Genomic DNA, 21987 nt, shown 5'->3' with positions numbered 1-21987 from the left:
GACGATCCTCGGCACCACTCCAACTTTCGGTCACATTTTCGTTATACGAAATTTTGGGGGAGATGTCAAGTTGTCACACCTTGACATGTCGATGTCGACGCACTTCAATCAAATAACGCAGAACTTTCGATATTCGAATTGTGCACTCGAAGGAGAGCTGCCATGAGTCGCCATACGCGCGCCACACTCGAACCCGGCATGCACAAGCAGCTACTCGACGTGCAGGAGCGCCTGGCGACCGGAACCCTCCCCCAGTGGGTGTTGACGGATCCCACCGTGTTCAACCTCGAGGTCGAGCGCATCTTCGCCCGCACCTGGTACTTCATCGGCCACGAGTCCGAACTGCCGAATCCGGGCGACTATGTGACCCGCTGGTACATCAACGACCCTGTGGTGCTAACCCGAACCAAGAGCGGCGAGCTTCGCGCCTACCTGAACTCGTGCATGCATCGCGGGACAATGTTGTGCACTGCGGACTCCGGTAACCGCAAGGCGTTCACCTGCCCGTACCACGGGTGGACCTACTCGCTCGACGGCGACCTCATCGGCGTCATCGCCGACGACAAGGTCTACGGAGCCGAGATGGACCGGGAGCAATGGGCACTGCGCCAGCTGCCTCGGCTGGAGTCGTTCCACGGGATGATCTTCGCCAGCCTCGATCCGGACGTCCAGCCATTGGACGAGTACCTCGGAGGGCTCGGGTGGTACCTCGACATCCTCATCGGTCGCACTGACAAGAAGATGGAGGTGCACGGGGCGCCCCTGCGTTGGGTGGTCGACGCGAACTGGAAGATCGGCTCAGAGAACTTCGGCGGCGACGCCTACCACGTGGCGATGACGCACCGGTCGACCGTCGAGCTCGGGCTGAGCCCGAAGGACCCCCTCTTCACCAGCTACGGCCACCAGGTCGTGCTGGACCAGGGACACTCGATGTCGGTCATCACGAAGTCGCCCAAGCTCGGGCCGACCCCGCCCTACCAGGGCCAACCCGAGGAGTTGTGGTCGAACTTCGAACGCAACCTCACCCCCGATCAACTGGGCGTATGGCGAGACGCCGCCGTCTTCCACGGCACATGCTTCCCGAACCTCTCCTTCCTGAGCCCCATGCACGGGGCTGGGGGCCACGCGCACCTGACGAACTTCCTGACGCTTCGCCAGTGGCGCCCGATCGGACCCGACAAGGTCGAGATCTGGTCCTGGTTCCTGGCCGACCGGGAGGCGCCGGAGGAGTTCAAGAAGGAGTCCTACAAGCGTTACGTCGCCACGTTCGGCCCAGCCGGCACGCTCGAGCAGGACGACGTGGAGATCTGGACGCGGATCACCGATGCCAGCAAGGGCCTGATGGCCAGGGACAAGGACCTCAGCTACGGCAACGTCATGAACTACGTGATGGGGCTCGATCGCGTCGACCCTGATCCCGACTGGCCCGGCCCGGGCACGGCGTATCCGACGACCTTCATGGAAGCCGCACAGCGCAGCTTCTACGAGGTGTGGAACTCGCTGCTGATGGTGGACTGACTTGCGCGGCAACGGAATCGAGGACCGATGACCATCGAGGGCACCACCGAGCTGACCGGCTTCGAGCTGCACTGGGAGATCAGCCAGTTCCTGTTCGAGGAGGCCGCGCTGCTGGATGCGCCCGACTTCACCGGCTGGCTGTCGGTACTCACCGAGGACATCCGGTACCGGATGCCGGTCCGCCTGACCCGAGAGCGCAAGGACGGACACAGCGTCGACCCGGACGCCGTCTACATCGACGAGGACCTGGCCTCGCTGAGCGTGCGCGCCGCGCGGCTCGGCACCCGGTCGGCCTGGGCGGAGGACCCACCCTCCCGGACGCGGCACTTCGTCACAAACGTCGTCGTGCGGGCAGGGGACGCACCGGCAGAGGTGGCGGTGCGCAGCAATCTGCTGTTCACACGCAGCCGGGGCGGCAGCACGGCGAACGACGTGCTCACCGGGCTGCGATCCGACGTCCTGCGCAGGGCCGACGGGGCGTGGAAGCTCGCGCGCCGGGAGGTTGTCCTGGATCAGACGGTGCTCGGGACACTCAACTTGAGCACTCTCTACTGAACGACGGCGAGGGAGGGAGGGCATTTGGGGTGGTTGGACAACCGGGTAGCGCTGGTCACCGGCGGCGGCTCCGGCATCGGGTACGCAGTGATAGAGCGCTTCCTGCACGAGGGAGCGCAGGTCGTCGTGCTGGAGCGCACGCCGATCGACGCGATCGAGTGGGGCGACGCCGCCGAACGGATCCGGGTGGTGCAAGGTGATGTGACCGTCGCCGCGGACAACGACCGCGCCGTCCGGACCGCCGTCAGCGAGTTCGGTCGGCTGGACGTACTTGTCGCCAACGTCGGTATCCACGACGGTTTCGTCCCGCTCGTGGATCTCCCGGTCGACCGTCTCTCCGCGGCGTTCGACGAGGTTTTCGCGGTCAACGTCAAGGGGTATCTGCTGGCGGCGAAGTCGGCCGTGGGCGAGCTGGCGGCCCGGCGCGGCACCATGATCTTCACGGTGTCCAATGCAGGCCTCTACCCCGGCGGCGGGGGGCCCCTCTACACAGCGTCGAAGCACGCAGTGACCGGGCTGGTGAGGCAGCTCGCGCACGAGCTCGCGCCCGTGATTCGGGTGAACGGCGTCGCGCCCGCAGGCACTGTGACCGCTCTGCGCGGCCCGGCTGCCCTTGACCAGGACGGGACCGGCCTGTTCACCGATCCCGAGGCAGCGGCGCAGCAGATCCGTGCCACGAAGCCGCTCGACATCGCACCCACCGCCGCGGACCACACCGGGGTCTACGTCCTGCTCGCGTCCCGTGAGAACTCCCCCGCGATCACCGGGGAGATTCTCAGCAGTGACGGCGGCCTGCGCGCACGCGGGCTGTCCGCGATCGCAGGTGGCTATGACCTGTCCGACAGGTCGCCCTCCGCGACGGCGACGGTGCCGTAGGCCGAACTCCGGCCCGCCTCGTCCGACCAGAACAACGATCCGAGGAGAGGAATGACCCATGGCCACCACCGAGGAGCTGGCCGCCCTGCGCGCGGAGATCGCGGCGCAGCGCACCCCGCTGCCGCGACCACCCGATCGCGAGGACCTCATCGTGCACGAGGACGGCCTCCTGTGGTTCGAGTCGGCCCACAATCCCGCCCACCTGGCCCCGGTCATCGGTACCGGCATGAAGACGTTCGAGCTGTTCGTACAGGAGTTCGAGCCTGGTAGCACCTCCGACATGCAGCGCCACCACCACGAGGCCGTCCACGTGGTGTTGTCCGGCAGCGGCTACAGCGAGATCGGAGCCGGACGGCACCCATGGAAGCAGGGCGACTTCATCTGCGTCCCGCCGATGATGTGGCACCGGCACTACAACGGGAGCGAGACCGCGCCCGCGCGCATGTTGATCGTGGAGAACTCGAAGATCCTCGAGTCGTTGGGGCTCAACTTCCGCGAGTCCGTCGGACTGCTGAGCTGGGCCGAACTGCAGGAGAAGGGCCTGGACCGATGAGCGGACCGCAGCTCGACGCCGTCGATGTGCGAGGGCTCTACGCGATCATGCCGACTCCGGCCGTGCCGGGATCGGACGACCCAGCCCTCGAGGACACCCTCGACCGGCCCGAGACCGAACGCGCCGCCCGCGCCCTCGTCGCGGACGGGGCGGACGCCGTGTTGACCACAGGCACGTTCGGAGAGTGCGCCACCCTCACCTGGACGGAGCTGCGCGACTTCACCGACGTCGTGGTCTCCGCGGTCGCCGGCCGGGTACCTGTGTTCGTCGGCGCCACCACGCTGAACACCCGGGACACAATCGCCCGGGCGAAGGCGCTGCGCGACATCGGGGTGAACGGACTGCTGCTGGGCCGACCGATGTGGTGTCAGGTCGACGACGACGACCTGGTCGCCTACTACCGCGCGGTGGCCGAAGCCGTACCCGATCTGGCCCTGGTCGTCTACGACAACCCGGAAGCGTTCAAGGGCAAGATCACCACCGCCGCATACGCCCGCCTCGCCGAGATCCCACAGGTCGTAGCGGCGAAGTACCCCGTGTTCGGGCCCACCTTCGCCGACGACCTCGCTGCGGTTGACGGCCGGATGCGGCTCCTGCCTGTGGACCGGGATTGGCTCGCCGCACACCGGCTCGGCCCGGGCGACGTGCTCGCCTGCTGGAGCGGCGCCGCCTCGTGCGGGCCCCGACCACAGGTCGAGCTGGCCAGGAGGATCCTCACCGGCGACCTGGGAGGAGCGGACGCGCTGGTCGCGGAGCTCGGAGCGGCGTCGGCCGGCTTCTTCCCGGAGGGCTCGTTCGCGCTCTTCTCCCGCTACAACATCCAGCTCGAGAAGATTCGGATCAACGCGGCCGGCTACATCGACGCCGGCCCGTGCCGGCCCCCTTACATCGGCTGTCCGGAGCCCTATGCCGCGGGCGCCCGCGCATCGGGCACGAAGCTCGCCGCGCTCCACGCGCGGTACGCGCAGCCCGCGGGGACACTTCCGGTCGCCTCCGATGGCGCATGAGGCGACCCGATTGAGGAGAACCCAGTGAACGGTGACCGAACACGCGGCCGGCGGGCATTCGTATGCCTCTCTCACAGTCCGCTTATGACCCTGCCCGACCGGCGTGAGGCCGGGAAACGTCACCTGGCCGCGACCGAGGAAGCCCGCCGGTTCCTGGCCGACTTCGCCCCGGACGTGGTGGTGATGTTCGCCCCGGACCACATGAACCTGCTGAACCGGATCCGGCCCCCGTTCACCGGTGTGCTGTCCGGGCGCACGCTCGAGGAGTTCGACATCCCCGAGTTCGAGCTGACCGTCAGTCCTGCTGCCCGGACGCTCTACGCCGAACTCGTCACCCGCGACGTCGATCTGGCTGTCGGGGAGGACGTGACCATCGACCACGGCATGGGGCTGTCCCTGCTGGACCTCTTCGAGGAACCCGCCGCTGTCCCCCTCGTGCCGATCATCGTGAACGCCATTGGATTCCCGCTATTCCCCATGTCTCGTTCGGCCGCGGTCGGCCAGCGGATCGGTGAGGTCCTCGCAGCCGAACCGGGTCGGATCGCGTTCGTCGGTACCGGAGGGCTCAGCCACAACCCGCCCTTCCCTGCCCCAGAGCCGGGCGTGCAGCGACTCGGACCGGACGAGCGAGCCGAAGCGATCCGGACAGCTCCCCGGTACATCGATCCGGAGTGGGATCGCGCCCTTCTGACCGGTATGGAGCGCGGGGACCGACAGGCTCTCGGGTCGCTGCAGCAGGAGGATCTCGACAGGCGCGGCGGCGGGGCCAATGAAATCCGTACTTGGGCGGCGGCGTGGGCTGCTGCGGGTTGCCCTCCGGCGTCGTTCACGTCCTACGAGCCCGTCGAGCCCTGGATCACAGGCATGGGCGTCGCCTTCGGTACCACGACGGGCTGAGGCCCGACGTCCGGATCGACGTCAAGTACGCCGAGCTGCGCGGCTTCATCAGGTCGGCGGTCGCGGGCAAGGATCAGCCCGGGATCCAGTCGTGCGGTCGCGAGCCGGCGGGGTCGGCCAGAGCAGGCGCGTCAACTACTGCGCGACCCTGCCGTTCCCCGGCGGGATCTCGCACCCAGGACAACGGTCCTGCCGCCCCGGGTGGGCCGAGGAACACGACGTTGTCTTTCGGGTGATGAAGTCCACGCCTCCCGAGATTCGAGATCGTCTCGCGCTTCAGGGAGCGCTGGTCGTCGTAGCCGAAGTCTTCAAGGGACGTGCGTGCCGGGAATCGGGCGGCGCGGATGCGGCCCTCCCCGCCGTGTGCTTCGCGGACGGCGACCTCGCGCTGTAGGCAAGCGGCCAGGAACTCATCGTGCGTCCAGCCCTCGGTCCGGGCGCGTTCGGCCAGGAGCCCAACTGCCCCGGCCAACGAGGGCACCTTCATGGCCCAGGTCAGATAGGCCAGTTCGGAGGTGACGGTGCGACCAGCGAGGCCGGCGCCGTCGGTGGTCTTCGCTGTCGCAATGAGACACTCGCCGCAACGCCCTCAGCCGAGGCCGCGCCGAGGCCGCGCCGAGGCCGAAGATTCGATCTTAGTCGGCCAGATCGCGGTGCTCGACCGCTGCGTCCGTCCCGCGACGGGCCTGGGCGCGGTGCGCCGAGCGCAAGCGCGTCGACGCCGCGGCATGCAGCGGGGTCAGTGACGCTCTGGTGGCGAGCCCAGCTGCCGCGATGGCGGGCGACCTCGACACTATCGCCGGTGACCACGAGCTGCTCGAGGTCCGCAGCCAGCTCGACACGGCGGCCGATTACCCGGGGGTGGACCGAGCAGCCGTTGCCGTCGCAGCCCTAGCAACCACGTGACAACCCACTTCATCACGTGGCTGCCGCGGGTTGGCTCGGGCGTCGTTCATCGCGGCATATACCCAGGAGCAACTGCGGCAACCCGACGCACGTCTTGCACATTCTGGACGTTCGACTGGTTGTCTAGCTGTGTCGTTAGATTGCAGAACGCCCGGTCAACGTGCGCCGTTGTTCATTGAGCAGGCCTGTCGACGACAGATCATCGAAGCGGCCGTCACGACCGTTGCCCGGATGGGTTTCAGGAACGCCTCGCTGGGCGCGATCGCGCACATGTCCGCGATCTCCAAGGGAGTGAACCCCTACCAATTCTCCGGCAAGGAGGAGTTGATGGAGGCCTGCGTGGACCGCGTCTACGCCAGCATTGCCGAACGGGCAATCTCCCAGCTAGAACAACTCACACCTCTGGAGTTTGTGCGCGAGCACATCCTGGCCGTCGCCCGTGACGACCTCGCGCACCGCGAGGACCTCGTCGCGGGCACCGAGATCGTCACGCACCTGCGCCGTAAGGACGGCAGACGCCGCTACTCGATGGCTGACAACGAAGGGCTCTACCGGACCCTCGAACAGAAGTACGAGGCGGTCAGCGCGATGCGCGTGTTCGACCACCGCGTTATGGCGGTGACCGTTCAGTCCGCGCTGGACAGCATGTTCGGCTACTGGATCACATTCCCGGAGCACGACCTGATCGCGCACACCGAACAGCTGGCAAATCTGGTCGTCGCTGCGATCCGCGTGCCCTGATCACCCCCACGACATCGATACGAAAGAGAATGAGGGATCGACAATGGCGTGCAGAGCCTGGCGACCGGCAGCCTGCCTGGTGCCGGCACTGATCTTTGGAGTGCTCGCGTGGCGGGCCCGACGAACGGGGCATACCACGATCGACGTGGCCCTACGCGGCGGCGGCTTGGTCGAACTCGCCACTGGTGCGGGCCTGGGGTGCGGAAACCGCCGCGGTGATCCTGGCCGTCTTCGCCGGGACCGGCCTTGTCACCATCGACCGGTACGTGGGCGGTTGAGCGCCATGGGCCGCTGCTGCCCGAGCGGCTCGCGGCGGGGCTGGAGCGTAACGACGCGGCACTGCGCGCGGGCCGGAACACCGAGGTCCTCACCGGCCGGGCATGGCCTTGTCCCCGTTGATGGACCTGATCCTCGAGGCACATGCCCGCCCGCTCGGCGAGCGGCAGGCTGGTAAACCGACGCTGGCGCTGTCGCGCAGCGGACCCCTGGCCGACGCCTACCAGGCGATCCGATGCCGCCGGATCTCCGCCCAGTCCTCGGCATCGCTAACGAGGGGTTGTCGGGGCGGGAAGATGGTTCTCGTCGATGCCGAGCACGCGCATCTTCCGGTACAAAGTGGAACGCGCTACGCCAAGCCGCGCGGCTGCGGCGAGCTTGTTCCCACGGGTCTCGACCAGCGCCTCCATCACGATGTCGCGCTCGGCACGTTGCAGCAATGACGGCCCTGAGCGGTTTCCTCCCGACCGGTACTCGGGTGGGAGGTGCTGCTGCGAGATGTCCGATCCGAGTGAGCGCGTCACCGCGGTGAACAGGACGGACTCCAGCTCCCGGATGTTTCCCGGCCAGTCGAGGCCGACCAGGGTCCGCAGCGCACAGGGCGTCAGCCTGGGCACCGGCCGACGCGTGCTGCAGGCGTTCAGCAGGAGCGGAGACAGGTCAGCGACGTCCTCGCCGCGGTAGCGCAACGGCGGCACGGTGAGCGACAGCGCAAAGTGGTCGAGAACCCGGCTCACCGCGTCGCGTCCGCCACGCCCGCGCGCCGTGGCGATCACCCGAGCCCGGGGCACGGAATCCACGACCGCCTCGACGCGGGTGGCAAGCTCGGGTGCGAGCTCGTCGAGATGACGAACCACGACCGTCCCCGAGGCGTCCAGGCTGACGTTCAGGCGGGCCATCCACGCAGCAGGGTCGTCCTGAGAAGCCACCGCGTCGAGCACGGTGAGGGGCTCGTGGGCGTCTCGTCTGCGGTGCACATGCTTCGCAACGAAGAGCTTCCCGGTGCCCGGCTCGCCGCACACGAGCACGGGCACGTCCAGCCTGAGGACGGAGTCGACGTCGTCGCGCAGCCGGCCGGCGGCGGCGCTGCGCCCTGCCATGGCCTCGCTCGCGTCGGTCCGGCCGCGCCGCCGCCCGCGCGGGCGAGCCACAGCCACCCGGTCGGGGGCGTCGGACCGAGGGCGCATCTCGACCACGACACCAGCCATCGCACCCGGATCACCCACCCGGGTCGCCCGGGCCGCGACGACGACATCGCGAGCCAGTCGGACCTCGCCGACGTACTCGTCCCGGCTCCCGAGCATCCGGCAAGCCCACTCCCACAGCATCGCCTGGTCCGAATGGTCCAGAAGACCGGACGCGGCAGTGTTCGCCATGACGACGTCCTCGTTCAGGGTCAGCACGGCCGTTGCCGCCCGGCGGCTCGCCCGCAGGAACTGTTCCAGCAGCATCTGCTCCCGACGTGACGCGTCGGCGTACATCCGCGACTCGATCTCCCGGACCGCCGCCAGCACGAGAGGCCTCAAAAGCTCGTTGCTGTCGTCGACGCGGCAGGTGACGTCGAGAACCCCCTCGACCGAGCCGCTGATTGGGTGCCGCAACGGCGCGCCGATGCAGGTGAACTCCTGCAGGTTCTCCCGAAAATGCTCGGCTCCGGAGACGACGAAGGGTCGACGCTCCTCGAGCGCGCTGCCGATCCCGTTGGTGCCGGTGAACTCCTCGGCGTAGTGGAAACCCGGAGCGACCAGTGCCTTGTCCAGTGCCTGGGACAGCTCGCGGCCACCCGCCCGGCGGTCGATGATCTGGGCCTCGCAGTCGGCGAGCAGGATCGACACGGGACCGCCGATCATCTGCTCGGCCAGCCGGTCCATGACCGGTCCCGCGGCCCGCAGAAGCCGGTTGGGCCGGTCGAACTCCGGCTGATAGGGGACGTCCTCGCCGGTGGGTGCCACGCCGACGAGCTTGCATCGCCGCCACGAGGAGACGATCTCGTCCCGGAACGGGTGCGCGTCATCGTCGGCCACCGCGAGGGACCCGTCGATCATCCGCTCCCGCTCACCGCGCCGAATGCTCTGATCACTCGGTCGCACCGTGGCCTCCTCACCGTTGTCGAAGGCACTCGCAACTCTAGCTGCCTCGATCCAAGCTGAGGCCCGTGTCGACAACTGTCCGAAAACAGGACACCGGTCGGAAGGTCAACAAGATGTTGCGAAGTCGGACAGTGCCGACGGTCACAGCCCACCAGACTCTGTACTCGTTCAACCCCGGAGAAGGGAAGCGCAGCCGTGACCGACCCCAAGCGCACACCCGTTGCCGACGGGTACACCTTGAGGGCCCGCGGTGGCACGACGGCAGGTTGTGGATGTCGGACGACGGGACACCCCGGGGCGCGACCGGACTGGGCCGACTTCGGCTCGCTGCCCCGGCACCGACGACGTGAACGACCCGGTGGCGGCGGCGTCCATCAGCCAAGACAGCACTGCCTCGACGCCGAAGGCGATCTGGATCTCCGAGGCGCTCCACCACCGCTGCGTGCGAGTCGCCGAGGGCGCCAAGGTCCCTCGAAGAGATCAGCATACGCCGGTACGCCCTGACCGATTCGTGCGGCGAATCCGGACAAGGTCCGCTGCCCGTTCGCACCCACCATCGGCTCGCGTTCCGGTGAGTTCGCAGCAGCCTCGATGCAAAGGAGCACAAGGAGAATGACTACCACAGCCGACACCACCGTGGAGGAGCTCGACGTCCTCGTGATCGGAGCCGGGTTCGCCGGCATCTACCAGCTCGACCGGCTGCGCGACCTCGGATACTCGGTGAAGGTCTACGAGGCCGGATCGGAGCTCGGCGGGATCTGGTACTGGAACTGCTATCCCGGCGCCCGTGTGGACACCGAGGGCCCGATGTACCAGTTCGCCCACAAGGACCTCTGGAAGGACTGGGAGTACAGCTCGCTGTACCCGAACTGGAGCGAGGTCCGAGAGTACTTCCAGTACCTGGACCGCCGGCTCGACCTCAGCAAGGACATCCGCTTCGACACCCGCGTCACCGGCGCGGACTTCGACACCGAGCGAAATCAGTGGGTCGTGCGCACCGGCGACGGCTCGACCACCCGCTGCAGCTACCTCGTGCCCTGCCTGGGCTTCGCCTCCAAGCCCTACACACCCCCGCTCCCGGGCCTCGACTCGTTCCGCGGCATCAGCCACCACACCGCCCTGTGGCCGCAGGACGGCGTCGACCTCACCGGCAAGCGGGTCGCGGTGATCGGCACCGGCGCCAGCGGTGTCCAGGTCATCCAGGAGGCCTCCGGGGAATCGGTCGACCTGACCGTGTTCCAGCGGACACCGAACCTGGCGCTGCCGATGGGCCAGCGCACGCTGACGCCGGACGAACAAGCGGAGATCAAGAAGGAACTCCCGGAGAACTTCGACGCTCGGGGCAGCACGTTCGCCGGCTTCGACTACGACTTCATCCCGCAGAACGCCGTCGACCTCTCCGAAGAGGAGCGCAACGCCGGCTACGAGGAGCTCTGGCGTAAGGGCGGCTTCCGCTTCTGGCTCGGTGTCTATCAGGACACCCTGTTCGTCCAGGAGTCCAACGACTACGCCTACTCGTTCTGGAGGGACAAGGTCCGCACCCGGATCGGTGACCCCGAACTGGCCGAGAAGCTCGCGCCGACCCGACAGCTGCACCCGTTCGGGACCAAGCGGCCGTCGCTGGAACAGAACTACTACGACGTCTACAACCAGGACAACGTCCACCTCGTCGACCTCAGCGAGAACCCGATCGACGCCATCACCGAGAAGGGCATCAGGACCCGCGACGGTGTCGAACACGGGTTCGACATCATCGTGCTCGCGACGGGCTTCGACTCCGTCTCGGGCGGACTGACCCAGCTCGACATCCGAGGAACCGACGGATCACTGCTGCGCGACCAGTGGAGCAACGGTGTGGACGCCCACCTCGGGATCGCCACAGCGAACTTCCCCAACCTGCTGTTCCTCTACGGCCCGCAGAGCCCGTCCGGCTTCTGCAACGGCCCGACCTGCGCCGAGATCCAGGGCGAGATGATCGTCGAGACACTCGACCACCTGCTCTCCGGGGGTGGCAACCGGATCGAGTCGACGCCCGAGGCCGACAGGCAGTGGAGCGAGCACGTCTCCGGGCTGGTCGAGCCGACGCTGTTCCCCAAGGCCAAGTCCTGGTACATGGGGGCCAACATCCCGGGCAAACCGCTGCAGAGCCTGAACTACCCGGGCGGCCTGCCGCTGTACCGGCAGAAGTTCGCCGAGTCGAAGGAGAACGACTTCGCCGGATTCACCATCTCCTGACCCCGGTCGGCGGCAGCCCGTGCCCGGCGCACCGGCTGGCCCGGGCCGTCGTCCTCTCACGAACACCCCGATCCTTGTCGTCGGGGCATTGGCTGCTCGTCTGCACGCGCGAACCGGCGAGGTCGCAGGCGAGCAGCTCCCACACGATCCCGCATGGGGAGGTGGCCGCGGCCATTCGGTCGTAAGCGTCGAGGACCAGAGGCCTGGTGTGGGACTCGCCGTCGTCGCGCTCGTCGTACGTGCGGACGCCGAAGACAAGTCGAGGAGTCGCCACTACTCATCGACGGCCCAACCGTGGCCGAGGTCCGCGACGTCCGCGGGCTCGACCCCGTCGATCGGGTCGTCCATGCGTAGCGCCGGATGCCGGCGGCGAGCAAGCCGGTAGAACGACGACACCGCGGGCAGTAGTCGAGCCCAGCTGGCCTTCTTACCCAGGCCAGGATCTCGACATGATCCACAAGGCAGATCAGTCAATCGCCCTGTGCCAGGAACGACTGCTTCACGCCCCTAGGTGACGGCCGCGGCGTCTCGCTGGGTAGGCGACCAAGCCCTGGTCTCTCAGAGGGGCGCTGATCGCGGACTACTGAAGGACCAGGGCCAACCTGATTCGCTGCTCGGCGTCCCTGTCCGTTGATGAGAAGGCGGCGCGTCGCTCCGGCGACCGAATGACGATCGGTCCCTACAGTCACCGGGGAACTGGCTGCACTCGCCGAAAGCCTTCGACGGCGCGGCTGATACACAGCGCCCGCCCGTCGCGGTGCGACCACGCCGGTAGCGGACCGTCGGCGACTCTCCAGTATCCGGGCGGTTTGGCCCGGACCCCGCCTCGACAGACCGGACAGCACAGGTCCTCCACCCTCGACCATCGCCCCGGCCCACCGGATCCGGCGTTCGGGATCACAACCCGCCGATCGACCATGGCCGCCTCCCGCCGGTAAGCCGAACGGACATCTTCGGGATCCCCCGTGGCCATCACGTGGCCGACCGTGGTCTCCAGTTCAGCCACGGCGGCGCCACGGCTCAATAGCGGCTGCGCCGCAACTTGTCTGTCGAAGCCCAGATCCGGGAGGCAGACAGTGACGAACGACGTGACGAGGCAGTCGACCGTTCCCCCACCGCGGGAGCCGAAGCGTCGGCAACGGGTGTCGGTGGCCGGGGTGTCCGGCGGGGTGCGGACCACCACCTTCGCTATGGCGATCGACGGGATCGACCGCGGTGTGTTCGTCGGTCGCCCGGTCGACGTCCTGGTCTGCCGCAGCACCGCCGAGTCTCTCCAGCGCGCCGGCCAGGCCGCGCAGCTGCAGACCGAGTCCACCGGCAGCCGCCCGCTCTTCGCGGTCACCGCGACCGAGCCCGGTGGTCTGAGCCGGGCCGTGTCCGCCAGGCTCCGCCTGACCTCGGCCTACACGGCGCGAGTGGTGACGGTCCCGCTGGTGAGGCGCTGGCAGGACAGCACGGCCCCCACCTGCAGGACGCCCGATAGCGGCTGCCCGACACGCTGACCGTTCCGCTGCTCGGCGCCACGTTGCTGCTCACCGTTGTGGCCGGGCCGGGCGGCCTGCGTGTCGTGATCGGCGCAGCTGTTGTCACGGCCGGTGCCGTGGTCATGGCCGTCGGGGCCCGCAGTGCCCTCGGCTGGGTGACGTGAAGCTGATCCCCACTCCCGCCCTGGAGCCTGACCCGGTTCTCCGAACACATCCGGGTTGGTTGATCATGCCGCGGTAGCGGCGGTTCTGTGAAGGTGTTCGAACTCGGCCGGGGACCGGTGGGCGATGCTGGTGTGGCGGCGTCGGGGGTTGTACCAGGTCTCGATCCATTCGAAGATCGCCGCGGATACCTGTGCGGGGGTGTCCCAGTTGCAACCGGTGTCCGAACACCCATGAGGTGTATTGCGATCCGCGTTCGGCACGCAGGATCACCCCAGGCGCAGGCCGGCGTGTCCACAGCGCCATCTGCAGGGCGTCGACGACGAGTTCGGTGCGCATGTGATCGGCGATCGCCCACCCGACGATCATCCGCGAGTGGGCGTCGATCACTGCGCAGCGTGGACCTTTCCAGTTGTGGTGGGGTGCTCGGTGATGTAGGTGGCCCACAACTGGTCGGGTCCCTCGGCGCGGAAGCGGCGTTTGACAGATCGTCGTGCGGCGCAGGCAGGGGCCGGTCGCGCCCGCGTTTGCGGCGGTGGCAGATCCCGGCAACTCCCGCTGCGCGCATCAGGCGGGCGACCCGCTTACGTCCGCAACGCACCCCGAGGCGCAGGCGCAGCTCGGCATGCACCCGCGGCGCCCCGTAGCTGCGCCGCGACACCGCGTGGATCTCGACGATCGACGCTGTCAACACCGCGTCGGCCACGGCCCGCGCCGACGGCACGCGGGTGGCCCAGTCATAGAAGCCCGATCTGGGCACGTGCAGAACCCGGCAGGTCACCGCGACGGGGATCCCGTCCGCGGCCAGTTCCTGGACCAGCGGGAACACTATTTTGGGAGAATGTTCTCCCGGGCGGAGTAGGCGCTGGCCCGCTTGAGGATCTCCACTTCCACCCCCAGCACCCGGTCGCGGCGGCGCAGCTCGGCCAGCTCGGCGCGTTCGCTCACACCCTCGACCCGGCCCGCGTCGACGTCGTCGATGGCCATCCAGCGCCGCAGGCACGACTCACTGATCTCCAGGTCCTTCGCGATCACAGCCACGGGCTGCTCGCCCTGGCGGGCGAGCTCCACAGCGCGGCGACGGAACTCAGGTGGACGGGGTGCAGGCATCGGACGGACTCCTCTCCAAGGCGATCATCGCCTCAGGGCATCAAGGTGTCCGGGAAAGAGGGTCAGGCTCCGACATGTGTCGAGCCTGCGTTTGTTGGGTCACGACGACCTCCTCGCTCGACCTGCCGGCCAGATTGTCGGCCCCGATAACCCCGATGTGGTCAGGCCGTGGTCAGAGCTCCGACCACGCGACACCACACTGCCGCAGCTCCCCAATCGGACGCTTCCCTCCGACATGGAGGGAGGTACCGGATGACGAATCCGAATACGCCCGCAGGCTGGGCCCTGCGAATCGGATCCCGATCAGCGAGCCGAAGGGGAATCTCGGTCGCGGGCGTTTCAGCTGGGGTCGGCGCAACGACCGTCGCTGCCGCGATCGGCGCGATGGACCGCGGGGTGTCGGTCAACCAGCGGGTTGACGTTCTAGTGTGCAGGGCCAGCCGCGACTCGCTGGTCCAGGCCGCACAGGCCGCCCAGGTTGTCGTTGCGTCGGCCGGGCGGAAGCCCGTGCTCGCCGTGAATGCAGCGAATGCGTCGGCGCCTAGCAGGTCGATGACCGCCCGGCTGCGACTGATCGAGCCGCACACCTCGTCGGTCGTACTCATGCCTTTCGTCCGGCACTGGAGCGAAACTTCCGTGTCGATCGAAGAGATCCGTGGCCTCCTTTCGGCCCGCCGAGGCGAGCTTCCCCGCCGCCTACGGAGCTTCGCGGACGCCGTGCTCGAGCTTCGGTCGGCGATCGAGGGCCGCTTCCCCGCGTCGTCGCGACCGATGCCCATCAGGACCGTTGTCGCGAGGCGAGCTCCGGGGCAGACCCGATGAACGCACTCGTGTCGCTCTGGTTGGCACAGCAGGTCCCGAACCCCGGCCCTGCCGTGCCCCCGGGCCTGGGTGCGCTGGCCGACCAGCTGCTGGGCTGGCTGAAATGGGGCGTCCTCGTCTCCGGGGTACTCGGCATCCTGATCTGCGCCTTCATGCTGATCATCGGACGACGCAACCGGTCGGCGACCGCGTACGAGGGCCTCGTCGGCTCGGCATGGGTGCTCGGTGGCCTGGCTCTGGCCTCGGTCGCGGCGCTGCTGGTCGGGGCGTTCCAACTATGAGCGCCCACACGCTGCAGCAGGCCCAGGACTGCGGAATCGACCTCGGCTGCCGGGCCGCGACCTCGGCGTTCGAGAGCATCATCACCGACGTCGCCCAAGGTGCCGCCGAGCTGGTGGTCTCCTCGGCAGCCTGGTGGGTCGAGACCGACAGCATCGATCCCACCGACCCCGCGGTCGCCGCGGCACAAGGTGCGACCCGTGAGCTGATCCTCCTGATTCTGGTCGGCTCCGTCCTGGTCCAGTCGATCCGGTTGATCCTGTCTCGTAAGGGTGAGCCGCTGATCATGGTGGCGATCGGTCTGGTCCGCTATGCCGCAGTGTCGGCGTTGGGGCTGGTCGTGCTGCAGGGCGCGCTCCAGGCGGGTGATGCGATCTCGGGCCAGCTCCTGGACGGCGCGGCCAACGATTTCGCGCTACTCATGCGCGACATCCTCACCGACGGCGACGCGACGTTCCCGGTGCTGCTCATGTCACTCGTCGCGGCCGTGTTGTCGCTGGTGCAGTGGGTGCTGATGGCGATGCGCCAGGCCGGCCTGCTGGTGCTCGCCGCGATGCTGCCGCTGGCCGCATCCGGGTCCCTGACCCGGTCCACCCGGGGCTGGCTGGACAAGCTCGTCGTCTGGCTGATCGCGATGGTCGCCTACAAGCCGGCCGCCGCGTTCATTTACTACATCGGGTTCTCCTACCTGTCCTCGCCGAGTGCCGCGGACGCCGGCGGTCTGGCCACGATGATCACCGGTCTGATGGTCCTGCTGCTTGCGGTGATCGCGATGCCAGCGCTGCTGAAGTTCTTCGCCTGGTCGGGAACACAGGTCGGAGGAGGAGGCAGCGGTTCCGGGTTTCTCGGCGCCGCCGGCGCGGTCGGGATGTCTCAGGGCGGCGGGCGCGGAGCCGTGGACCGGGCCGCCGCGATGGACGCGGGCGGCCCCGGTTCTCAGGCAACGTCGGGTGGCTACACGGCCCCGACCGGCGCGGCCCCGAGCGCCGCGGCAGGCGGAGCGGGCGCCACCGGCGCAGCGGGCGGGGCCGCCGCAGGATCCGCCGCCGCCGCGACGGGTGGCGTCGCCGCCGGGGTCGTGGTGCTCGGCGCCGCGGCCTCGTCCGCCGGCCGAGCAGCAGCCGACGGGATGACCGGCGGCGACGACGCCGAGGAGCGAGGATGAGCAGTCCCTACCGTCAGGACACCGGACAGGGACCGCGGCTCTACGGCAACTGGCGGTCCGAACGCGGCTGGGGCATCGGGTCACTGTCGACGACCGCGACGATCATCCTCTTCCTCGCCGTGCTAGCCCCACTGCTCGCGGTGTCCGCGCTGCCCTCGGCGGCCCTTCCCCTGCTCGGCATCAGCGCGGTCACCGTGGCCGCCGTCTTCGGCAGGGTCGGCGGAACCAGTGGGCTCGACATCATGCTGCGGCGCGTCCGGTTCCATCGAGCACGGGTGGCCGGTTGGACCGAACTGTCGGCCGGGGTACTCACCGAACACCCTCGGTCGGCCGACCTGCCCGGTGTGCTCGCTCCCCTTCGACCTCTCGATATCGAGGATGGACGCGGCGGACGCCACGCGCTGCTCTGGCACCGCCGCAACGGAACCCTCACCGCGGTCCTGCGCTGCTCCCCCATCGGCCTCGACCTCGCCGATCCCGACCACGCGGACAGATGGGTCGCGTCCTGGGGAGCGTTGCTGGCCGACCTGGGCTACATCCCGCTGACACGCCACCTCGCCGTCACCGTCGACACCGCCCCGGCGGGTGGCACCACCGTGCGCGACCACATCGCGGGCGCTTTCGACCCGTCCGCACCGGAGCTGTCCCGTCGCATCCTTACTGAACTGGCCGAGCTCACCCCGGCCACCACAGCCGAGACCGACACCCGGGTCGCGATCTGTCTCGATCCCGCCCGCGCGACTCCACGTCCGGCCGACCTGCTGGCCGCGGCCGTCGAGGTGGGCCGGCGGCTCCCGGCGATCGAGAACCAGCTGGCGGCATGCGGCGTCGCGGTTCTCGGCCGAGCCACCACGGGCTGGCTGACCGGCCGGATCCGCGCCGCGTTCGAACCGCACCTCCGCCCCGAGCTGGCTCGACTGTCCGAGTCGGACGCGGTAATGGCGTGGTCCGAGGCAGGCCCGGTGGCGGCGAGCGAGCGCTGGGACGTCTACCGCCACGAAGGTGGGCTGTCCGTCTCGTGGGCCCTGCGCGAAGCGCCGCGGCAGGCCGTCGGGTCCGGTGTGCTCGGGCCGCTGCTCTCGCCCGGACCGTTCCCACGGCGGACCACCTGGCTCTACCAGCCCTACCCGGCCGACCAGGCCGCCGCGAAGGTCGAGGCCGAGCTGACCTCCGGTCAGGTCCGTCGAGCCTGGGCCGAACGCACTCGCCGCGATGAGACCCAGCGCGAACGCGACGACCGAACTCGTGCCCTGCAATCCGCACGCGAGGAGGCCCAGGGCGCCGGCGTAGGCCGGTTCACCGTCTACGTGACGACGACGGTGCTGCACGACGACGACCTCCCAGCTGCCATCGCCGACGTCGAGCAGCGAGCCGGCCAGTCGAAGCTGCGACTGCGACGGCTGCGAGGCGCGCAGGCCGCCGGATTCGCCGCGTCCCTCGGCATCGGCATCGACCCGGCCGACCTGCTCACCCATCGCCACCACCGCTGAGGAGACGCCCATGACGGTCGAACAGCACGGCACAGACCCGGTCCCGCGGAGCTGGGGCTGGCCCGTACCCGGCGGCGGCCGCGCAGCGCACGTCGAGGCCGGCAGCCGCTTCGCCGGCACCACCAGCCAGATCTGCGGACTGTTCCCGTTCGCCACATCGTCGGGCTCCGACGTCCGCGGCGTGCCCATCGGACGACATCTGCACACCGCCGAGCCGGTCGGGCTCGACCCGGCCCACTGGTTGCGCGCCGGCCTCGTGTCCAACACCGGGGTATGGGTGCAGGGCCAACCGGGCATCGGCAAGTCCTCCATCACCAAGCGCCTGCTAGCCGGCCTCGTCGGCTTCGGCATGCGCGCCGTCGTACCCGGCGACATCAAGGGCGAGTACACCCCGCTCGTCCAGGCCCTCGACGGTGCGGTCTGGCGTCTCGGCCGTGGCCTGCACTCCCTGAACCCACTCGACGCCGGACCGCTGCGCGCCGCGCTGCACACCGCGCCGGTGACCGACCGGACGCGGCTGCTGGAGACGTTGCGCGCGCGACGTCTGTCTCTGCTGGACGCGCTCGTGACGATCGTGCGCCGCAACGAACCGGACGTCACCGAGCGACGACTCCTCGGTGCGGCGCTCGATCGCGCCGTGGCTTCGGCCGGCGAGCGCGAGCCACTGATCCCCGACGTCCTGGAGGTACTGGTCTCAGGCGCACCCCAGCTGATGACGATCGCCGCGTGCAGCGATCAACTCGACTACGGCCGCAGCGCCCGCTCGCTGATCAACGCGCTCGGGCTGCTGTGCGAGGGCGCGATCCGCGGCATCTTCGACCGGCCCAGCACCGCCCGCTTCGACCCCGACACCCCGGCCCTGTCCCTGGACATCAGCGCACTCGACGACGATGACGACGACGTCGTGGCCGCAGCGATGCTCTGCTCCTGGGCCTGGTCCGCGGCACTCACCGACGCCGCCGCCTACGGCTCACGACGGCGCAACGTCGTCCAGGTACAGGACGAGCTCTGGCGAGCCCTTCGCGTCGCGCCCGGCCTGGTGGAGCGATCCGACCGGATCACCCGGCTGGGACGCCATCGCGGCGTCGTCTCCTTCCAGATCACCCACTCCCTCGACGACCTCGAAGCCCTACCCACCGAGTCGGACCGCGCGAAGGCCCGCGGAATGGCGTCCCGCAACGGCGTCCTGCTGCTCGGAGGGATGGCCGAGAAGGAACTCGACGGGGTCCGCCGCATCACCTCACTCAGCGAGGGCGAGGCCGCACTCATCACGTCCTGGGCCGCTCCACCGACATGGCATGCCGGACGCATCCACCCGGGACGAGGCAAGTACCTCATCAAGTCCGGCCAGAGGGTCGGGCTGCCCGTCGCCCTGACCCTCACGCCGAGCGAGATCGCCCTGCACGACACCGACCGCGCATTCCGTCCGGAAACCTCATGACCCCGGGAGGGCTCCGGGAAGCCACGGCGCCGCTGACACTGCTCGCCGTCATCTCGCTGGCCGTGCTGCTCAACGGCGACGTATGGATCGCGGCCGGAGTCGCATCGCTGGCCGGACTCGGAACCTGGTCGATTCCCCGACCCGGCACCACGATTCTGGGCGACCTGGTGCAGGGCGGGACAGAAGCGGTCCTCGTTCCGGGCGCGATCACGTCGATATTCGTTGTCGTGATCATCGTTCTGGTCGCGGTCGAGTTGGGCGTCGCCGGCGTGATCGGCGCATTCGTCATCCGTCGCCGGGGACGCCGCGGCGATCCCCGCAGGTCCATGCTGCGCGCAGCCGACCTGGGCGAGCTCACCGGTGACGCCGCCCGGTGCAGGGCGTTTCAGCTCCGGCCGACGGCGGACACGGCCGAGTCGTTCGCCCGAGGCCTTCGTCTCCTGACGATCGATCGTCGCGAGGTCTGGATGTCGTGGGAGGACGTCGCCCTCGTCATCATGGGGCCGCGGTCCAACAAGACCAGCGCCATCGCGGTCCCCACCGTGCTCTCCGCTCCCGGTCTGGTCGTGGCCACTTCGAACAAGGCCGACCTATGGGCGCTGACCGCGGGCATGCGCGCGCAGGCGGGCCCCGTGTGGACCTTCGACCCGCAGCGCATCGCCCACGCCGAGCAGACCTGGTGGTGGGACCCGCTCCGCAGCATCGCCGACGCCGATCCGACCGAGCGGGTCGAAGCCGCAGCACGACTGGCCGGGCACTTCATGGGCACCATCGGTGGCGAGCGTCGCGACCCGTTCTTCCACTCCGCAGGGGAACAGGTCCTCACCGCAACGCTACTCGCCGCCGCGATCAGCGGCGGGACGATGCGCGACGTGGTGGCATGGCTGCAGCCCGGACGCCGCGACGCCATCACCGCACTCGACCAGGCCGGCGCCGAGACCGAAGCCGCCGATCTCGAGGCCACCCTCGCCGGCGCCGACGTGACCACGAAGGGCATCTTCCAGACCGCCCGCACCGCCACGAAGTCGCTCACCTCGGAACGGCTGATGCGGTGGGTCACCCCTCCCGACACCTGGGGCGAACTGCTCGTCGTCGACCCGCCGGTCGAGCTGGACCTGTGGGACCTCCTCGCGGCCGGCCGCGAGGGCCGGGCCACCGTGCAGCTGCTGTCCAAGGAGGGCGCCGGTACGGCAGCACCGGTCGTCACAGCACTCGTGGACCGGATCCTCGAGATCGCCGAACTCCTGGCACAGGCATCGGGAGGACGCCTCGAGCCTCCCATGGTCGCCGTGCTCGACGAGGCCGCCAACATCTGCCCGATCCGTGCACTCCCCCAGCTCTACAGCCACTACGGCTCCCGCGGCATCCAGGTCCTGACCATGCTCCAGAGCTACCAGCAGGGCGTCGGTGTGTGGGGTGAGCAGGGCATGCAGGCCCTCTGGTCCGCGGCCACCATCAAACTCGTCGGGGCCGGCGTCGACGATCACGCCTTCCTGCAGAAGCTCTCCGGCCTGATCGGCGACCACTACGTCGAACGTATCTCGACCAGCGTCGACCGCACCCGCACCTCCCGGCAGTACTCCGAAGCCCGCGAACCCGTCATGCCCGCCTCGGCGCTACGAGCGATCCCGCGAGACCGAGCGGTGCTGCTCTCGACCGGCCGCCGCGCCGGCCTCGGCGCCCTCCACCCCTGGTACCGCGAGCGGGAGCACACCGACATCGGCGACTACGCCGACATCGCCCTCGCCGAGCTCCGGCTGGCCGCCGCCGCAGCACTCGGTGCGGACAACCCCATCAATCGTGTCGCCCCGAGCGCCCTCGACGGCGCCGCGTGGCCGCCTCCAGGAGACGGATCATGACAACGCCCGAGTCCGGCACCACCGCTCGCACGCCAGAAGAGCTGATCGAGGATCTGCTCGGAAGGGTCCAGGCCCTCGAGGCGTGGCGCACCCACCAGTCAGACCTGCTCGACGAGCTGCTCAACGGCATGCCCGTCCCCGAGACGGTCCCGGGCACGAACGCCCAGCCCGCGGAGGACGGGCTCGACGTCGATACCTTGATCGATTGGGTGCACGAGACGGTCACCTCGGTCATCGCTCGTCCACTTCGCGGGGAGCTCACCTGGTGCCCTCTGTGGTGGGAGCACCCCGAAGCCGTGTTCCGCCTGGAGGCGCTCCGGCGGGCGTGGACCGAACTCGCACCCGAACCCGGTGCCGCGATGTCGATCTGGATCCGCGACCACCTCGACCCGTGCCTGCGCGAACTGCTGACCCCGCTCGGCCCGTTCGCCGACTGCCAGCAGAACACCCGATACCGCAGCCTCAACGGCCACACACCCCTGGCGACTCTGCCTACCCGGACGCCCGACGACAACGAGTGA

Annotated in this window: 19 protein-coding genes and 3 pseudogenes; 15 read left to right on the top strand and 7 right to left on the bottom strand. The window is 69.0% G+C overall.

Annotated elements, in window-relative coordinates:
• The first annotated feature begins 162 nt into the window (after positions 1–162).
• From I4I78_RS03260 to I4I78_RS03235, 6 genes are read left to right on the top strand one after another with little or no spacing between them, the layout of a single operon-like run.
• Positions 163–1518, top strand: a complete 1356-nt coding sequence (locus I4I78_RS03260; protein ID WP_218609662.1) for an aromatic ring-hydroxylating dioxygenase subunit alpha — start codon at positions 163–165, stop codon at positions 1516–1518.
• Positions 1519–1545: 27 nt separating this feature from the next.
• Complete coding sequence (locus I4I78_RS03255; protein ID WP_226379003.1) at positions 1546–2073, top strand: 3-phenylpropionate/cinnamic acid dioxygenase subunit beta; 528 nt, start codon at positions 1546–1548, stop codon at positions 2071–2073.
• Between the two features lie 33 nt (positions 2074–2106).
• Positions 2107–2949 carry a 3-(cis-5,6-dihydroxycyclohexa-1,3-dien-1-yl)propanoate dehydrogenase gene (gene hcaB, locus I4I78_RS03250; RefSeq protein ID WP_218609661.1) on the top strand — a complete coding sequence of 281 codons (843 nt, stop codon included), beginning with the start codon at positions 2107–2109 and terminating at the stop codon, positions 2947–2949.
• 58 nt (positions 2950–3007) lie between these two features.
• On the top strand, positions 3008–3502 hold the full coding sequence (locus tag I4I78_RS03245) for a cupin domain-containing protein (RefSeq protein ID WP_218609660.1): 495 nt from the start codon (positions 3008–3010) through the stop codon (positions 3500–3502).
• Positions 3499–4509: a dihydrodipicolinate synthase family protein gene (locus I4I78_RS03240; RefSeq protein ID WP_218609659.1), complete on the top strand. Its 1011-nt coding sequence runs from the start codon at positions 3499–3501 to the stop codon at positions 4507–4509. The genes I4I78_RS03245 and I4I78_RS03240 overlap by 4 nt, the downstream gene beginning before the upstream one ends.
• 24 nt (positions 4510–4533) lie before the next feature.
• Positions 4534–5406: a hypothetical protein gene (locus I4I78_RS03235; protein WP_308251870.1), complete on the top strand. Its 873-nt coding sequence runs from the start codon at positions 4534–4536 to the stop codon at positions 5404–5406.
• Between the two features lie 73 nt (positions 5407–5479).
• Here the strand turns inward: I4I78_RS03235 and I4I78_RS03230 are convergent, their stop codons facing one another.
• Positions 5480–5893 (bottom strand): ATP-binding protein, encoded by a 414-nt coding sequence (locus I4I78_RS03230; protein WP_218609657.1) that lies wholly within the window; start codon positions 5891–5893, stop codon positions 5480–5482.
• Between the two features lie 8 nt (positions 5894–5901).
• Positions 5902–6279, bottom strand: a pseudogene (locus tag I4I78_RS34155) (hypothetical protein); the annotation flags it as partial.
• 201 nt (positions 6280–6480) lie between these two features.
• Between I4I78_RS34155 and I4I78_RS03225 the strand changes: the two are divergent.
• On the top strand, positions 6481–7053 hold the full coding sequence (locus I4I78_RS03225; protein WP_226379001.1) for a TetR/AcrR family transcriptional regulator: 573 nt from the start codon (positions 6481–6483) through the stop codon (positions 7051–7053).
• A 545-nt stretch (positions 7054–7598) separates the two neighbouring features.
• Here I4I78_RS03225 and I4I78_RS03220 read toward each other — a convergent pair.
• A complete protein-coding gene (locus I4I78_RS03220; RefSeq protein WP_218609656.1) occupies positions 7599–9374 on the bottom strand; it encodes a sigma-54-dependent Fis family transcriptional regulator in 1776 nt (591 codons plus the stop codon).
• Positions 9375–10031: 657 nt separating this feature from the next.
• On the opposite strand from I4I78_RS03220, the gene I4I78_RS03215 reads away from it, so the two are divergent.
• Both I4I78_RS03215 and I4I78_RS34150 read left to right on the top strand, forming a co-directional pair.
• Entirely contained in the window at positions 10032–11654 is a 1623-nt protein-coding gene (locus tag I4I78_RS03215; RefSeq protein ID WP_226379000.1) for an NAD(P)/FAD-dependent oxidoreductase, read from the top strand.
• 1169 nt (positions 11655–12823) lie between these two features.
• Positions 12824–13156: a hypothetical protein gene (locus I4I78_RS34150; RefSeq protein WP_218609654.1), complete on the top strand. Its 333-nt coding sequence runs from the start codon at positions 12824–12826 to the stop codon at positions 13154–13156.
• A gap of 209 nt (positions 13157–13365) precedes the next feature.
• On the opposite strand, the gene I4I78_RS34145 is transcribed toward I4I78_RS34150, so the two are convergent.
• The 4 genes and pseudogenes from I4I78_RS34145 to I4I78_RS03190 all read right to left on the bottom strand — a co-directional run bounded on the left by I4I78_RS34145 (position 13366) and on the right by I4I78_RS03190 (position 14410).
• On the bottom strand, positions 13366–13563 hold the full coding sequence (locus tag I4I78_RS34145) for an IS3 family transposase (protein WP_218609653.1): 198 nt from the start codon (positions 13561–13563) through the stop codon (positions 13366–13368).
• Positions 13547–13690, bottom strand: a pseudogene (locus I4I78_RS34140) (DDE-type integrase/transposase/recombinase); the annotation flags it as partial. The gene I4I78_RS34145 and the pseudogene I4I78_RS34140, both read right to left, overlap by 17 nt.
• Positions 13691–13838: 148 nt before the next feature.
• Positions 13839–13994 (bottom strand): annotated as a pseudogene (locus I4I78_RS34135) (IS3 family transposase); the annotation flags it as partial.
• A gap of 134 nt (positions 13995–14128) precedes the next feature.
• A complete protein-coding gene (locus tag I4I78_RS03190; protein ID WP_218609652.1) occupies positions 14129–14410 on the bottom strand; it encodes a transposase in 282 nt (93 codons plus the stop codon).
• An 818-nt stretch (positions 14411–15228) separates the two neighbouring features.
• Between I4I78_RS03190 and I4I78_RS03185 the strand changes: the two genes are divergently transcribed.
• From I4I78_RS03185 to I4I78_RS03160, 6 genes are read left to right on the top strand one after another with little or no spacing between them, the layout of a single operon-like run.
• Positions 15229–15513, top strand: coding sequence for a hypothetical protein (locus I4I78_RS03185; protein ID WP_218609651.1), 285 nt, complete (start codon positions 15229–15231; stop codon positions 15511–15513).
• Positions 15510–16676: a hypothetical protein gene (locus tag I4I78_RS32500; RefSeq protein WP_226378999.1), complete on the top strand. Its 1167-nt coding sequence runs from the start codon at positions 15510–15512 to the stop codon at positions 16674–16676. The genes I4I78_RS03185 and I4I78_RS32500 overlap by 4 nt, the downstream gene beginning before the upstream one ends.
• Positions 16673–18166 (top strand): SCO6880 family protein, encoded by a 1494-nt coding sequence (locus tag I4I78_RS03175; RefSeq protein ID WP_218609650.1) that lies wholly within the window; start codon positions 16673–16675, stop codon positions 18164–18166. Before I4I78_RS32500 ends, I4I78_RS03175 begins: the two co-directional genes overlap by 4 nt.
• 10 nt (positions 18167–18176) lie before the next feature.
• Entirely contained in the window at positions 18177–19607 is a 1431-nt protein-coding gene (locus I4I78_RS03170) for a hypothetical protein (RefSeq protein WP_218609649.1), read from the top strand.
• Positions 19604–21466: a type IV secretory system conjugative DNA transfer family protein gene (locus I4I78_RS03165; RefSeq protein WP_218609648.1), complete on the top strand. Its 1863-nt coding sequence runs from the start codon at positions 19604–19606 to the stop codon at positions 21464–21466. The genes I4I78_RS03170 and I4I78_RS03165 overlap by 4 nt, the downstream gene beginning before the upstream one ends.
• The gene (locus tag I4I78_RS03160) at positions 21463–21987 is read left to right on the top strand and encodes a DUF4913 domain-containing protein (RefSeq protein ID WP_218609647.1); all 525 of its coding nucleotides are present in this window, start codon (positions 21463–21465) and stop codon (positions 21985–21987) included. Before I4I78_RS03165 ends, I4I78_RS03160 begins: the two co-directional genes overlap by 4 nt.

The organism is Pseudonocardia sp. KRD291, from assembly GCF_019263595.1.
Taxonomy (GTDB): Bacteria; Actinomycetota; Actinomycetes; order Mycobacteriales; family Pseudonocardiaceae; genus Pseudonocardia.
This window is presented reverse-complemented; position numbering and strand designations above follow the sequence as displayed.